The sequence below is a fragment of the Variovorax sp. Root434 genome, from assembly GCF_001426595.1.
In the GTDB taxonomy this organism is placed as follows: domain Bacteria; phylum Pseudomonadota; class Gammaproteobacteria; order Burkholderiales; family Burkholderiaceae_C; genus Variovorax.
Genome location: NZ_LMEK01000024.1, coordinates 79,649 through 94,473, shown reverse-complemented (window position 1 = coordinate 94,473; position 14,825 = coordinate 79,649). Strand labels below are relative to the sequence as shown.

Genomic DNA, 14,825 nt, shown 5'->3' with positions numbered 1-14,825 from the left:
TTCAGTGGTCCAGGATGCCTTGCGAGAAGAAATGCGCGCGCACCAGCTTCGTGTACGCGCCGAACTCGGCTGAGCCCATCATGTCGAGCGTGCGCGGGCGCGGCAGGTCGATGTCGTACACAGCGGCAATCGAACCCGGCCGCTCGCTCATCACGATCACGCGGTCCGACAGGAAGATCGCCTCGGGAATGCTGTGGGTGATCAGCATCACCGTCTTCTTCGACGCCATCCAGATGCGCTGCAGCTCGAGGTTCATCTTCTCGCGCGTCATCGCGTCGAGCGCGCCGAAGGGCTCGTCCATCAGCAGCACCGACGGGTCGTGCAGCAGTGCGCGGCAGATCGAGGCGCGCTGCTGCATGCCGCCCGAGAGCTGCCAGGGGTACTTGCCCTCGAAGCCCTTGAGGCCGGCCATTTCCATCAGCTCGCGTGCGCGGGCCTGCGAGGCCGCCTTGGGCAGGTGGCGCATCTCGGCCTGCAGCAGGATGTTGTCTTCCACGCTGCGCCAGGGCAGCAGCACCGCGCTCTGGAACACGATGCCCACGTCCTTCTGCGGCCCCTTGATCGGCTTGCCCGCCAGCGTGAGTTCGCCGCCGCTGATGGGCAGCAGGCCCGCCACCATCTTCAGCAGCGTGCTCTTGCCGCAGCCCGAGGGGCCGACGACCGAGACGAACTCGCCTTCCTTGATGGCGAAGGCTAGAGGCCTGAGCGACTCGACCGGGCCGTCCTTGCTTTGGTAGGTCTTCGAGACGCCGCGCGCTTCGATCAGGACATCAGTGGGCATGGAGCTTTGCATTTTCGGGGAACACCGCGGAACCGGCTTTGCCGGGCCGCAGGTGTTGCCCCCGGGTAGGGGGAAGGCACAGCGACACGAAGTGCGCGCAGCCTGGGGGCGAGTCAATCAGGGCAGGAAATCGAGAGTCACGTAGTCTTCAGGCTTGCCGCGCGTCGACGGGTCCATGCCGCCGTACTGCACCAGCAGGTCGAGCGAGTCGTTCACGTTCTTCATCGCCACGCGGAACGGTCGCTGGTTGGCCGTTTCCTTCGTGTGATAGAGCGCCGCGCTCTGCTTCATGCCCACGATCAGCGTGTCGCGCACGCCGGCTTTAGGGTTGGCCTTGAGCATCGCATCGACCGCGGCCTCGGGGCTCTTCTCGGCGGCTTCGGCGGCCTTGGTCGAGGCGCGCATGAAGCGCTTCACGAGGTCGGGGTTCTCCGTCAGCAGGTTCTTGTTGGTGATGATCCCCGAGCTGATCTGGTTCACGCCGGAGTCGGCGAAGCGGATCGGCGTCACGGGCTTGCCGGTAGCGTCCTGCAGCTTGATCGCCTGGTCCATCACATAGCCCAGCAGCAGGTCGGCCTGACCGTTGGTCACTGCATTGAGCTTGGTCTGGGCGTCCCCCGAGACGATCTTCACCTGATCCGGCGAGATGTTGTTGACCTTGAGGAACAGCGGCCACATCTGAGACATCGAATCGCCGGGCGTGACGGCCACCGTTTTGCCGACGATGTCCTTCGGCGCCCTGATGTTCTTCTCGGTGAAGCCCATGACCGACATCGGGCTCACCTGGAACAGCACGCCGGTCGACTTCAGCGGCGCGCCCTTGGCGGCGGCCTTGATCATGGTCGTGACGTCGATATAGCCGAAGGTGGCCGACTTGGCGGCCACCGCCTGCGCGGTAACGGCGGAGCCGCGGCCTTCCTGGATCTCGAGGTCGATCCCTTCGTCGGCATAGAAGCCCTTTTCCCTGCCGAGGAAGAAGGGCGCGTGCTCGCTGTAGAGGTACCAGTTGAGCATCAGCGTGACCTTGTCCTTGGGCTTGTCGGTCTGCGCGTGGGCAGGAGCGATGGCGAAGGTGACGAGCGCTGCGGCGGCGAGCAGCGAGGGAAGCAGCTTCTTCATGGTCTTGTCTCCGGGAGTTGTTGGCTAGGCGAAGGAACTCACTGGGCGTGGCGCTGCGAGGCGTGCCACGGAATCATCACGCGCTCGATGAGGTCGACCGCGACGAAAAGAATCACGCCGATGCTCGACAGCACGACCAGCGCGGCGAACATCAGCGGCAGGTCGAAGTTGCCGTTGGCCACCTGCAGCACGTAGCCGATGCCCGAGTTGGAGCCGACGAACTCGCCGACCACCGCACCTACGACGGCCAGCGTGACCGACACCTTCAGGCCGCTGAAGATCGCGGGCATGGCTTGCGGCAGGCTGATCTTGAAGAAGGTCTGCAGGCGGCTCGCGCCCATCGATCGGGCCAGGTCGAGCATGTCGGGCTCGACCGACTTGAAGCCCATCACCGTGGACACCACCACAGGGAAGAAGCCCAGCAGGAACGCGCTGATCACCTTCGGGAAGATGCCGAAGCCGAACCACACCACGAACAGCGGCGCGATCGCCACCTTGGGAATGCTCTGGGAGAACACCAGCAGCGGGTACACGTACGACTCGACCACGCGTGAATAGGCGATGACCATCGCGATCGGAATGCCGATCAGGATCGTCAGGCCGAAGCCACCCAGCGTGGCGAGCGTGGTCTTCCAGCTCTCGGCGAGCAGCCGCGGCCATTCGGCGACGAGCTGCTTCACGACCTCCCAAGGCGGCGGGATCAGGTAGGCCGGAATCCTGAAGAGGCGGATCGCCAGGTCCCACAGCACCAGCAGCAACAGGATCAGGATGAACGGACGCAGGGCCGGGGAGAGCAGGAGCTTGCGGAACATGGCTAGGGCCGAGGCTTTCTTGCGTGCCTGATTACTGCTGGACCGACAGGCCGGCGGCCTTCACGAGCTGCGCGTTGCTCGCGATTTCTTCCTTGATGTAGGCGTCGAACTGCTCGGGCTTGAGCGTCCAGGCATCGGCGCCGAGCTTGGCGAAGCGCTCCTTCACATCGGGCGTGGCCAGCGCCTTCGCCACTTCGGCGTTCAGCCGATCGACGATGTCGCGCGGGGTCTTGGCGGGCGCCATCATTCCGATCCAGAAGTTGAACTCCGAGCCGGGCACGCCAGCCTCGGTGGTCGTGGGCACGTCGGGCAGGGCGGCGGCGCGCTTGGGCGAACCGACGGCCAGCGCCAGCAGCTGGCCTTCCTTGATCTGGCCGATGACCGGTGCGATGGGCGAGAAGTAATAGTCGACGCGGCCCGAGAGCACCTCGGTGACGGCCTCGCCCGATCCCTTGAAGGGGATGTTGGTGGCGTCTATCTTCGCGGCCATCTTGAATTTCTCGGCGTTCAGGTGCGTGGCGCTGCCCTGGCCGGCCGATGCGAAGTTCATGCTGCCGGGCTTGGCGCGCGCGGCGGCAAGCAGCTGTGGCAGCGTCTTGATGTTCTTCGTGGGCGAGATGACCAGCGCGTTGGGCAGCGATGAGATGGGCGTGACGCCCGCGAAGTCGTGCAGCGTGTCGAAGGGCAGCTTGGCGAAAGTCGAGGGGCTCACCGTGTGCGACGAGGAATGGATCATCACCGTGTAGCCGTCCGGCGCCGCCGTGGCCACCGCCTGCTGGCCAATGGTGCCGCTCGCGCCGCCGCGGTTGTCGATGACCAGCGTCTGGCCCATGCTGAGACTCATCTTGTCGGCGATGGCACGCGCAATGATGTCGGTGGTGCTGCCGGCCGCGAAGGGCACGACCACACGGATCGGCTTGCTGGGGTAGGCGCCCTGCGCGGAAGCCACGCACGGCAGCAGGGCAAGGACGCAGGTCAGCGAGGCAAGGAACTTCATGGAATGTCTCCGCGCGGTCGGGCCGTCTTCTCGAATCGATCAATTCACCATTGAGTGAATTATTCATTGTAGAAACGGCTGCGCCGCAGCGTCAACGGCCGCTGCCTAGTGAATACCCGGGGTGTGCGAAGGCGCGCTGAGGCTCAGTGCAGGACGTAGCCCAGCACGAGGTCGGTCATGTGCGAGAGGCGTTGCGCCATCGCCTTGGGGGCGCGCAGGTCGCGCCCGAAGATGGCCGACAGCGTGTGGTTGTTCGAGAGATAGAAGTAGCAGAGCGATGCGATGGAGATGTACAGCTGCACCGGGTCGACGCCGGCGCGGAACAGCTTGTCGCGGCGGCCGCGCTCGAGTACGGTGTCGAGCAGCTGCACCAGTGGGGAGTTCATTTCCTGGATGCGTTCGGAGCGCTTCAGGTGCGCCGCACAGTGCAGGTTCTCGCTGTTGAGCAGCGTGATGAACTCGGGGTGCTCGAGGTAGTAGTGCCAGGTGAACGAGACCAACTGGCGAATGGCCTCGACCGGCTCGATCTCGTCGAGGTGCAGGCGCTGCTCGGCCGCGCGGATGTCGGCGTAGACGCGCTCCAGCACCGCGAGGAACAGGTCGTCCTTGCTGCCGAAGTAGTAGTAGATGAGGCGCTTGTTCAGGCCTGCGCGCTCGGCGATGCTGTCCATGCGCGCGCCGGCGAGGCCGCGCTCCGCGAACTCGTCGCGCGCGGACGCGAGGATGGCGAGCTGCGAACGGTCTGCGTCGCGCGAGCGGGGCTCGAGCGCTTCGGGTGCGTCGGGCGTGGGTTCCTTGGAGGCCTTCATGGCGCGAATTTAACCAATTGGTGAATTAACGCAAGGCGTCTGAAGTGGGCGCAGATAATTGCCGAAGACATTGCAGCTGAGGTTCTACTTCTCATGAGTACATCACAACCCGCGGGCCACCTGATCGTCGAGTGCCTGGTCGAGCAAGGCATGGAGATCGCGTTCGGCGTGCCGGGCGAAAGCTTCCTCGCGGTGCTCGACGGCTTCCACACATACCGTGAGCGCGCGCGTTTCATCGTCAACCGGCAGGAGGGCGGCGCGGCCTTCATGGCCGAGGCGCACGGCAAACTCACGGGGCGGCCGGGCGTGTGCTTCGTCACCCGCGGGCCGGGCGCGACCAACGCATCGATCGGCGTGCACAACGCCTTTCAGGACTCGACGCCGATGGTTCTGTTCGTGGGCGACGTCGGCAGCGACTTCCGCGACCGCGAGGCCTTCCAGGAAGTGGACTACGGCAGCTTCTTCGGGCCGAGCACCAAGGGTTTCGCCAAGCGCGTGGAGCGCATCGACGACGCGAACCGCATTCCCGAATACATCGCACGCGCTTTCGCCACCGCGATGAACGGACGGCCGGGGCCGGTGGTGCTCGTGCTGCCGGAAGACATGCTGCGCAGCGAGACGGCGGCACGCCCGCTCAAGCGTGTCGAGGCCGTCGAGCCGTGGAGCGATCCGGGCGCGCTGCGCACCTTGCGCGAGCTGCTGCTGAAGTCGCAGCGCCCGCTGGTGATTGCGGGCGGCGGCGGCTGGACGACGCAGGCCGCGCAGGCGCTGCAGCGCTTCGCCGAGAACTGGCGGCTGCCGGTGACGAATGCCTTCCGCTTCCAGGACACCTTCGACAACCACCATCCGCTGTACGCGGGCGATGTCGGCATCGCCATCAACCCGAGGCTCGCGCAACGCGTGAAGGACGCCGACCTGATCCTGGCCATCGGCCCGCGCCTGGGCGAGATGACCACCGGTGGCTATACGCTGCTCGAAGCGCCGAAGGCAAAGCAGACGCTGGTGCACATCCATGCGAGCGCAGAGGAGCTCAACCGCGTCTACCAGGCCGACCTGGCCATCAACGCCGGCATGAGCGCCGCCGCGCGCAGCCTGGAGGTGCTGAGTGCGCCGCCGACGCTGCCGTGGGAAGAGTGGACGCAGCAGGCCCATGCCGACTACGAGGCCAACCTCGTGCCGCAGGCGCTCGCCGGCATGCCCGCCGAAACGCCGCGCGGTCCGGTCGACATGGCCGAGGTCGTCGCGCTGCTGCAGAAGCACCTGCCGGCGGATGCGGCCATCACCAACGGCGCGGGCAACTTCGCGAGTTGGGTGCACCGCTACTTCCGCTATCACGGGCTCGCGAAAGGCGCCAAGACGCAACTGGCGCCGACCAGCGGTGCGATGGGCTACGGCGTGCCGGCCGGCATTGCGGCCAACCTGGCAACGGGCCGCGTGGCTTTCACGATCGCGGGCGACGGCGATTTCCTGATGACGGGACAGGAACTGGCGACGGCTGCGCAGCACGGCGGCAAGAGCATCGTCGTGCTGCTCAATAACGGCATGTTCGGCACCATCCGCATGCACCAGGAGCGCGAATACCCCGGACGCGCCAGCGGCACTGCGCTGCGCAACCCCGACTTCTGCGGCCTTGCGCGTGCCTACGGCTACGCGGCCGAGCGCGTGACGGAAACGGCGCAGTTCGAGGCCGCGCTGCTGCGCGCGCTGGCGGCCGACACCGGCACGCTGATCGAGATCCCGCTCGACCCCGAGGTGATCACCACGCGCGGCACGCTGGCGTCGATCACGCGCTCGGCGAAGCAGCAGTCGCAGGGCTGAGCGCGGCGCTGCAGGCGAAAAAAAAGCCCGCAGAGCGGGCCTTTTGATTCAGGAGCGCGAGCCCCCGAGCGCTTACTTGACGTGCTTGCCGATCAGCGCGGCCAGCTCGAACATCGACACTTGCGGCTTGCCGAAGATTTCCTTCAGCTTGGCGTCGGCGTTGATGTTGCGCTTGTTGGCCTTGTCTTGCAGGTTGTTCTTCTTGATGTAGTCCCACAGCTTGCTCACCACAGCGGTGCGCGGCAGAGGCGTCGAACCGACCACAGCGGCGAGGGCCGGGCTGGGGGTCAGGGCCTTCATGAACGCAGCGTTGGGGGTGCGCTTCTTGGCGGGAGCGGCCTTCTTTGCAGGAGCCTTCTTCGCCGGAGCAGCCTTCTTTGCAGGAGCAGCCTTCTTGGCGGGTGCCGCTGCCTTCTTGGCGGGAGCGGCCTTCTTTGCAGGAGCCGCAGCCTTCTTCGCGGGAGCGGCCTTCTTTGCCGGAGCTTTCTTGGCCGGAGCCTTCTTTGCAGTTGCCATGGTTGATTTCCTTTTTTGGTTGAACGTTCACCAATGAAAAACTTGCGTCTCCAGTGGCAATGCGGATGCTAAATGAGAAAAAACGCGTTTCCAAGGGAAAAAGCGCTTTTTTCATTGGGAGCTGTTGTTTTTTCAGAGGGGAGAAGCGCGCTTTTTCACGTTCGGCGACCGGGCCACGTCGCAAGCACCACGCCCACGAGCGCGATCACGAAGGCAACCAGCTGTGGTGAAGAGAGGCTTTCACCCAGTACGAGCACGCCCACGAGGGCCGCGCTCAGGGGCAGCATCACGGCGAAAACACCCGCCTGTGCGGCTGGTACGTGGCGAAGTCCGGTCATCCAGAGCCACACCGTCCAGATGCTCGCGGCAAGCGCGTAGGCCACGAGCAGCGCCCAGGTGCCGAAGCGCACCGAGGTGAAGTCGAACTGCAGCGCGAACCAGATGCCGAAGGGCATCGAGAGCACGAAGCCCCAGAGATTGATGAGCGAGGCGATGCGCTTGGGCCCCATGCGTCCCGTGAGCGACTTGCCGATCACCGCATACGCCGTCTCGCAGAGCACCGCGCAGAACACCAGCAGGTTGCCGAGCCAGGGCATGGACGATTGCGTGGAGGCGGGCGATGCCGGCGTGTGCGCTGGCGACAACGCGAGCAGGCCGATGCCGAGCGCGGCGCAGCCGATGGCCAAGCCGATGCGCACGGTGATGCGCTCGCGCAGGAAGAGCCAGCTCGCGATGGCCACGCATGCGGGGATCGACGCCATGATCACGCCCGCGGACACCGCACTCGTCAGGCTCACGCCGAACAGCATGCAGATCGAGAACATGAAGTTGCCGAGGAAGGACTCGAGGAACACCAGCCAGCGCGTGCGCGCCGCCATCGGCGGCTCGTCGGTCGCGCGCTTGAGCCAATGCGGCATGGCCAGCGCGGCGATGCCGAAGCGCAGCCACGCGAGCAGCAGCACCGGAAAGGCCGCAACAAGAGGTTTGGAAAGGGCGACGTAGCCGCCGACGAGCGACATGCTCAAGGCCAGGCAGCCGTAGGCCACGAGACGGCCTGATGCAGGGGGAGCGGAGTTCAATAGACTGAAGCCATGTAGTTGCGGAGAAAGCGATTTCGATGATGCCCCACGTTTTTGTCTACGGCACGCTGCGCCGCGGCGGGCGCAACGACATTGCGCGCTACCGGCCTGCGCCGGTGTGGATCGGCGAGGCGAGCATCGCCGGCACGCTGTACGACCTGGGTGCCTATCCGGGCGTCGTGCTGGGTGGGACGCGGCGTGTGAGGGGCGAGGTCTACGTCGTCGAGCCCGCTGTCGAGGCGGCGCTCGATGTGCTCGAGGAAGTGGCCGCCGACGGCTCGGGTGAGTACATCAAACGACAGGTGCGGGTGGAGGTTGGCGGACAGGGGCTCGATTGTCTGGTCTACGAGATCCATCCAGCGCGTATCGCGGGCCGTCGTGTCATCGAAAGCGGCGACTGGATCGCGCATGCGGCGCGCGGCGATGCCTGGTTTTCACAACCGAAAGACTGATTGCGCATGGCGAAATCCACCGCTGCTGCGCCGCAATATTTTTTCTCAATATGAGAAAAATAATTTTGTATTGAGAAATATCTCCATAAGTTGTTGATTTTGTTTGAGGAAAAATATGTCTTATATAAGACATAAGAGTCCGTGATTCGATTAAAGTAACTCCACGGCCCCAGCGCCAAACTTCAATCAACCTCACGGAGTGACCATGCCCCAGACCCTCACAGAACAACTGAGCCGCGAACAGCAGATCGCCGCCCTCGAAAAAGAATGGGCCACCGACCCCCGCTGGAAGGGTGTCAAGCGCGGCTACAGCGCGGCAGACGTCGTGCGCCTGCGCGGTTCGTTCCCCATCGAGCACACGCTGGCCAAGCGCGGTGCCGAGAAGCTCTGGGACAAGATCAACGGCGGTGCCAAGAAGGGCTACGTGAACGCGTTCGGCGCAATCTCCGCCGGCCAGGCGATGCAGCAGGCCAAGGCCGGCCTGGAAGCCGTGTACCTGTCGGGCTGGCAGGTCGCCGCCGACGGCAACACGTCGGAGACGATGTACCCCGACCAGTCGCTCTATGCGTACGACTCGGTGCCGACGATGGTCCGTCGCATCAACAACACCTTCCGCCGCGCGGACGAAATCCAGTGGGGCCGCGGCATCAACCCCGGCGACAAGGAATTCATCGACTATTTCCTGCCCATCGTTGCCGACGCGGAAGCCGGTTTCGGTGGCGTGCTCAACGCCTTCGAGCTCATGAAGAACATGATTGCCTCGGGCGCGGCCGGCGTGCACTTCGAAGACCAGCTGGCCGCCGTGAAGAAGTGCGGCCACATGGGCGGCAAGGTGCTCGTGCCGACGCAGGAAGCCTGCGAGAAGCTGATCTCGGCACGCTTTGCCGCCGACGTCATGGGCGTGTCCACCATCGTGCTGGCCCGCACCGACGCGGAAGCCGCGAACCTGATCACCTCCGACCACGACGCCAACGACAAGCCCTTCCTGACGGGCGAGCGCACACAGGAAGGCTTCTACCGCGTGAAGAACGGCCTGGAGCAGGCCATCAGCCGCGGCGTGGCCTACGCGCCCTACGCCGACCTGGTGTGGTGCGAAACCGGCGTGCCGGACATCGGCTTCGCCCGCGAATTCGCACAGGCCGTGCACGCTGCCTGCCCCGGCAAGCTGCTGTCGTACAACTGCTCGCCTTCCTTCAACTGGAAGAAGAACCTCGACGACAAGCAGATCGCCTCGTTCCAGGAAGACCTGTCGGAGCTGGGCTACAAGTACCAGTTCATCACGCTGGCCGGCATCCACGTCAACTGGTTCAACACCTTCCAGTTCGCCCACGCCTACGCCCGCGGCGAAGGCATGAAGCACTACGTCAACATGGTGCAGGAACCCGAGTTCGCTGCGCGCGACAAGGGCTACACCTTCGTGTCGCACCAGCAGGAAGTGGGCGCGGGTTACTTCGACGACGTAACCACCGTGATCCAGGGCGGCTCGTCCAGCGTGAAGGCGCTGTCGGGTTCGACCGAGGAAGAGCAGTTCCACTGATCCGCGGACGCGGTTTTCGCTGTCACTCTCGAGCCCGGCCGCGTGCCGGGCTTTTTTGTGGGCAACCCGACGAGGCGCCGGGGCTCCACGACGCCGCGGCCGCGGCTTGAACGGGCAGAAGTTAGAATCGCCGCCTCTGCACTCAACAAGAGCGAGAAAGGCACCTTGGTTATGACACCGCGAACTACTCCGCAAGGATTCAGCGGCTTTTTCTTCTTCGAAGGAAAAGGCCGGTAGCCCCGCGCTCGCTGGTTTCTGCCAGCTCTTCAACCAGGCAAAGCGCGGCATCCACCGCGCTTTTTTTGTTTTTCTCCCGAGGTTTCCACATGATCCAGATCACGCTTCCCGACAACTCGCGCCGCGAGTTCCCCGGCCCGGTTTCGGTGGCCGAAGTCGCCCAGTCCATCGGCCCCGGGCTCGCCAAGATGACGGTGGCCGGCAAGATCGACGGCCGGCTCGTCGATGCCAGCGACGTCATCGACCACGACGCCAGGCTGCAGATCATCACGCCCAAGGACGACGAGGGCCTGGAAATCATCCGCCACTCGACGGCCCACCTGGTCGGCCATGCGGTGAAGCAGCTCTACCCGACGGCCAAGATGGTGATCGGGCCCGTGATCGACGAAGGCTTCTACTACGACATCTCCTACGAGCGCCCCTTCACGCCCGAGGACATGGCCGCCATCGAGGCGCGCATGCGCGAGCTGATCGCGCAGGACTACGACGTGGTCAAGAAGATGACGCCGCGCGCCGAAGTCATCGAGGTCTTCAAGTCGCGCGGCGAGGACTACAAGCTGCGCCTCGTCGAGGACATGCCCGACGAGCAGGCCATGGGCCTGTATTACCACCAGGAATACGTCGACATGTGCCGCGGCCCGCACGTGCCGAACACGCGCTTCCTGAAGGTCTTCAAGCTCACGAAGCTGGCCGGCGCCTACTGGCGCGGCGATGCCAAGAACGAGCAGCTGCAGCGCATCTACGGCACGGCCTGGGCCGACAAGAAGCAGCTCGACCAGTACATCCAGCGCATCGAGGAAGCCGAGAAGCGCGACCACCGCAAGCTCGGCAAGGAACTCGACCTATTCCACATCGACGAAGTGGCGCCGGGCGTGGTGTTCTGGCACCCCAAGGGCTGGGCCGTGTGGCAGCAGGTCGAGCAGTACATGCGCAGCATATACCGCGACACGGGCTACTGGGAAGTGAAGGGCCCGCAGATCCTCGACAAGAGCCTGTGGGAGAAAACGGGTCACTGGCAGAACTACCGCGACAACATGTTCACGACGGAATCGGAGAAGCGCGAATACGCGTTGAAGCCGATGAACTGCCCGGGCCACGTGCTGATCTTCAAGAGCGACCTGCGCAGCTACCGCGACCTGCCGCTGCGCTACGGCGAGTTCGGCCAGTGCCACCGCAACGAACCCAGCGGCGCGCTGCACGGCATCATGCGCGTGCGCGGCTTCACGCAGGACGACGGGCACATCTTCTGCACGGAAGACCAGATCCTCGACGAGTGCATCGCGTACACGGAGCAACTGCAGAAGGTCTATGCCGACTTCGGCTTCACGGACATTCTCTACAAGGTCGCCACGCGGCCCGACAACCGCGTGGGCTCCGACGAGCTGTGGGACAAGGCCGAGCATGCGGTGATGGAGGCGCTGCGCCGTTCGGGCGTCGACTTCATCATTTCTCCGGGCGATGGTGCCTTCTACGGCCCGAAGATCGAATACACGCTGAAGGACGCGCTGGGCCGCCAGTGGCAGTGCGGCACGATGCAGGTGGACTTCAATACGGCCGAGCGTCTGGGCGGCGAGTACGTGACGGAATCGAGCGGCCGCGCACACCCCGTGATGCTGCATCGCGCCATCGTCGGCAGCCTCGAGCGCTTCATCGGCATGCTGATCGAACACCATGCCGGCGCACTGCCCGCATGGCTCGCTCCGGTGCAGGTGGCGGTGCTCAACATCAGCGAAGGGCAGGCCGACTACGCGGCTTCAGTGGCGAAAACGCTGCAGAATCAAGGGCTTAGGGTCCAGCTGGATCTGCACAACGAGAAGATTACGTATAAAATACGGAAGCATTCGTTGCAAAAGCTCCCTTACATCCTCGTCGTGGGTGACAAGGAAAAGGAAGCAGGTGCCGTCGCAGTGCGCGCCCGGGGCAATCAAGACCTCGGAGCAATGTCCCTCGAATCGTTCGTGCAACGGCTCGTCCAGGATGTTGCCGACAAGCGTTGATTTGCCTCTGAAACACCCCATATGTTTCCCAGCCAAATCGTGCCGCTTGTCCGCGAGGACTGACCGGCGTTCGCTACAGATTTTGTAGCAATTTTTGAAGGATCCTGACCATCGCTACTGCATTTCGCGACCGCCGCCACCGCGAGGAACGCCAACACCGCCTGAACCGGGAAATCATGGCCCCGGAAGTCCGCCTTGTAGGCCCGGAAAACGAGCCATTGGGTGTTATGAGTCTCTCGGAGGCCTTGCGCCTTGCTGGCGAGGCCGATGTGGATCTGGTGGAGGTCGTCGCGGCGGCCAACCCGCCGGTATGTCGCCTGATCGAGTACGGCAAGTTCAAGTACCACGAGCAGAAGAAGGCGGCCGAGGCGAAGTCGAAGCAGAAGGTCATCGAGGTCAAGGAAATCAAGTTCCGGCCCGGTACCGACGATGGCGACTACAACATCAAGATGCGCAACATCAAGCGCTTTCTTGAGGACGGCGACAAATGCAAGATCACGCTGCGCTTCCGTGGCCGCGAGATCACGCACCAGGAGCTGGGTCTGGCATTGCTGCAGCGCATTCGCGACGAACTGGGCGACCTGATCATGGTCGAGCAGTTCCCGAAGCTCGAAGGCCGCCAGATGATCATGATGATCGCGCCGGGCCGCAAGAAGGCTGGCGGCGGGGCTCCCAAGCCGGCAGCAGACGCTGCGCCGGCAACGGCGCCGGCTGCAACCGCCTGAGGCGTTTGCAGCAGTCAGGGTTTTGAAGGGATTTCGCCGTTGCCGGCACTTTGAAAGAAGAGCGGGCAGGGGCGAGATAAAGAAGTGTCTCGGGGCCAACAAGTCCGTGGAGCATCCATGGCGCCTCACGAGCACAAACTAAAGGAGCATTCACATGCCCAAAATGAAGACCAAGAGCAGCGCGAAAAAACGTTTCCGCGTTCGTCCCGGTGGCACCGTCAAGCGCGGTCAAGCCTTCAAGCGTCACATCTTGACGAAGAAGACCACCAAGAACAAGCGTCACCTCCGTGGTGCAGTCGCAGTGCATGAGACCAACATGGTTTCTGTCGCCGCCATGCTGCCCGGCCGTGGCATTTAACTCAGACGAACAAGGAGTACACACATGCCTCGCGTCAAACGTGGTGTAACGGCTCGCGCCCGCCACAAGAAAGTTCTCGCACTCGCCAAGGGTTTCCGCGGTCGCCGCGGCAATGTCTTCCGCGTCGCCAAACAGGCGGTGATGAAGGCAGGCCAATACGCCTACCGTGACCGCCGTACCAAGAAGCGCGTGTTCCGTCAGCTGTGGATCGCGCGTATCAACGCCGCCTCGCGTGAACTGGGCCTGACCTACAGCCAGTTCGCCAACGGCATCCGCAAGGCCGGTATCGAGATCGACCGCAAGATGCTTGCGGACATCGCCGTGCACGACAAGGCCGCTTTTGCCGGCATCGTGGAGCAGGTCAAGGCCAAGCTGGCTGCTTGATTTTGCACAGCAGGTTGCCGTCTCCGGACGGCTTCTTGCGCCCACGGCTCAAGGGCTGGCGCTTGAAAAGGCTCCAGCTCTTTTTTATTTCCCCTCGAAGATTTTTGTTGCTATGAACGAGTTGGACTCCCTGGTCGACACCGCCCGCGCCGCTTTTGCCGAAGCGAAGACGCCCGCCGAGCTCGAAAACGCCAAGGCCCAGTTCCTCGGCAAGTCGGGCCGCATCACCGAGCTGATGAAGGGCATGGCCGCGCTGAGTGTCGAAGAGAAGAAGTCCCGCGGCGCCGCGATCAACGTGGGCAAGCAGTCCATCGAGGCCGCGCTGACCGACCGCCGCCAGCAACTGGCCGACGAAGAACTCTCGCTGCAACTGCGCGCCGAAGCGCTCGACGTGAGCCTGCCCGGCCGTCGCCGCATTCCCGGCGGACTGCATCCCGTGAGCCGCACCTTGGAGCGCATCGAGGAGATTTTCTCGAGCATGGGCTTCGACGTGGCCGACGGCCCCGAAATCGAGAGCGACTGGCACAGCTTCACCTCGCTCAACAACCCACCGAATCATCCTGCACGTTCGATGCAGGACACCTTCTACGTCGACCTGAACGGCGACGACGGCATTCCCTACAACCTGCGTCCGCACACCAGCCCGATGCAGGTTCGCTACGCGCATCAGCACACCAAGAAGTACGCGGCCGAATTCGCCGCTGCTGCAGCCGACACCACGGGTACAGTGAAGGCGCCCGAGATCCGCGTGATCGCGCCGGGCCGCACCTATCGCGTCGATAGCGACGCCACCCACTCGCCCATGTTCCACCAGTGCGAAGGCCTGTGGCTCGGCGAGAACGTGAGTTTCAAGGACCTGAAGGTCGTCTTCACCGACTTCTGCCGCACCTTCTTCGAGCGCGACGACCTCGTGCTGCGCTTCCGACCGAGCTTCTTCCCGTTCACCGAGCCCAGCGCCGAAATCGACATCCAGTTCGCGAGCGGCCCGCTGGCCGGCCGCTGGCTCGAGGTGGCGGGCTCGGGCCAGGTGCATCCGAACGTGGTGCGCAACATGGGGCTCGACCCCGAGCGATACATCGGCTTCGCCTTCGGCATGGGCCCTGACCGGCTCACCATGCTGCGCTACGGCGTGAACGACCTGCGCCTCTTCTTCGACGGCGACCTGCGTTTTCTTTCGCAGTTCCAGTGAGCCCCCTCCATAGAT

General features: G+C 64.0%; 15 protein-coding genes. 8 read left to right on the top strand and 7 right to left on the bottom strand.

Features of this window, described 5'->3' with window-relative positions; all coding sequences use genetic code 11:
• Window position 1: 1 nt before the first annotated feature.
• From ASD05_RS20110 to ASD05_RS20090, 5 genes are all read right to left on the bottom strand, one after another.
• On the bottom strand, window positions 2-781 hold the full coding sequence (locus ASD05_RS20110; protein ID WP_056596165.1) for an ABC transporter ATP-binding protein: 780 nt from the start codon (window positions 779-781) through the stop codon (window positions 2-4).
• 117 nt (window positions 782-898) lie between these two features.
• Complete coding sequence (locus tag ASD05_RS20105) at window positions 899-1,900, bottom strand: ABC transporter substrate-binding protein (RefSeq protein ID WP_056596163.1); 1,002 nt, start codon at window positions 1,898-1,900, stop codon at window positions 899-901.
• 38 nt (window positions 1,901-1,938) lie between these two features.
• Entirely contained in the window at window positions 1,939-2,712 is a 774-nt protein-coding gene (locus ASD05_RS20100; RefSeq protein ID WP_056596160.1) for an ABC transporter permease, read from the bottom strand.
• Window positions 2,713-2,743: 31 nt separating this feature from the next.
• Window positions 2,744-3,709 carry a tripartite tricarboxylate transporter substrate binding protein gene (locus tag ASD05_RS20095; RefSeq protein WP_056596157.1) on the bottom strand — a complete coding sequence of 322 codons (966 nt, stop codon included), beginning with the start codon at window positions 3,707-3,709 and terminating at the stop codon, window positions 2,744-2,746.
• Window positions 3,710-3,852: 143 nt separating this feature from the next.
• Window positions 3,853-4,518, bottom strand: coding sequence for a TetR/AcrR family transcriptional regulator (locus ASD05_RS20090; protein WP_056596154.1), 666 nt, complete (start codon window positions 4,516-4,518; stop codon window positions 3,853-3,855).
• A 93-nt stretch (window positions 4,519-4,611) separates the two neighbouring features.
• Here ASD05_RS20090 and ASD05_RS20085 point away from each other — a divergent pair, with 93 nt between their 5' ends.
• Window positions 4,612-6,336, top strand: a complete 1,725-nt coding sequence (locus ASD05_RS20085; protein WP_056596151.1) for a thiamine pyrophosphate-binding protein — start codon at window positions 4,612-4,614, stop codon at window positions 6,334-6,336.
• Window positions 6,337-6,408: 72 nt separating this feature from the next.
• On the opposite strand, the gene ASD05_RS20080 is transcribed toward ASD05_RS20085, so the two are convergent.
• Complete coding sequence (locus ASD05_RS20080; RefSeq protein WP_007832487.1) at window positions 6,409-6,852, bottom strand: SWIB/MDM2 domain-containing protein; 444 nt, start codon at window positions 6,850-6,852, stop codon at window positions 6,409-6,411.
• A 155-nt stretch (window positions 6,853-7,007) separates the two neighbouring features.
• Window positions 7,008-7,931: a DMT family transporter gene (locus ASD05_RS20075; RefSeq protein WP_056596149.1), complete on the bottom strand. Its 924-nt coding sequence runs from the start codon at window positions 7,929-7,931 to the stop codon at window positions 7,008-7,010.
• A 38-nt stretch (window positions 7,932-7,969) separates the two neighbouring features.
• Between ASD05_RS20075 and ASD05_RS20070 the strand changes: the two genes are divergently transcribed.
• The 7 genes from ASD05_RS20070 to pheS all read left to right on the top strand — a co-directional run bounded on the left by ASD05_RS20070 (window position 7,970) and on the right by pheS (window position 14,810).
• The gene (locus tag ASD05_RS20070) at window positions 7,970-8,383 is read left to right on the top strand and encodes a gamma-glutamylcyclotransferase (RefSeq protein ID WP_056596146.1); all 414 of its coding nucleotides are present in this window, start codon (window positions 7,970-7,972) and stop codon (window positions 8,381-8,383) included.
• Window positions 8,384-8,588: 205 nt separating this feature from the next.
• The gene (gene aceA / locus ASD05_RS20065; protein ID WP_056596143.1) at window positions 8,589-9,920 is read left to right on the top strand and encodes an isocitrate lyase; all 1,332 of its coding nucleotides are present in this window, start codon (window positions 8,589-8,591) and stop codon (window positions 9,918-9,920) included.
• Window positions 9,921-10,246: 326 nt separating this feature from the next.
• Window positions 10,247-12,154 carry a threonine--tRNA ligase gene (thrS, locus tag ASD05_RS20060; protein ID WP_056596140.1) on the top strand — a complete coding sequence of 636 codons (1,908 nt, stop codon included), beginning with the start codon at window positions 10,247-10,249 and terminating at the stop codon, window positions 12,152-12,154.
• Between the two features lie 101 nt (window positions 12,155-12,255).
• Entirely contained in the window at window positions 12,256-12,879 is a 624-nt protein-coding gene (gene infC / locus ASD05_RS20055; protein ID WP_082519464.1) for a translation initiation factor IF-3, read from the top strand.
• A 154-nt stretch (window positions 12,880-13,033) separates the two neighbouring features.
• Entirely contained in the window at window positions 13,034-13,237 is a 204-nt protein-coding gene (gene rpmI / locus ASD05_RS20050; protein WP_007832497.1) for a 50S ribosomal protein L35, read from the top strand.
• 24 nt (window positions 13,238-13,261) lie between these two features.
• Window positions 13,262-13,621, top strand: coding sequence for a 50S ribosomal protein L20 (gene rplT / locus ASD05_RS20045; protein ID WP_007832499.1), 360 nt, complete (start codon window positions 13,262-13,264; stop codon window positions 13,619-13,621).
• Window positions 13,622-13,733: 112 nt separating this feature from the next.
• Window positions 13,734-14,810 carry a phenylalanine--tRNA ligase subunit alpha gene (gene pheS / locus ASD05_RS20040; protein ID WP_056596138.1) on the top strand — a complete coding sequence of 359 codons (1,077 nt, stop codon included), beginning with the start codon at window positions 13,734-13,736 and terminating at the stop codon, window positions 14,808-14,810.
• Window positions 14,811-14,825: the final 15 nt, after the last annotated feature.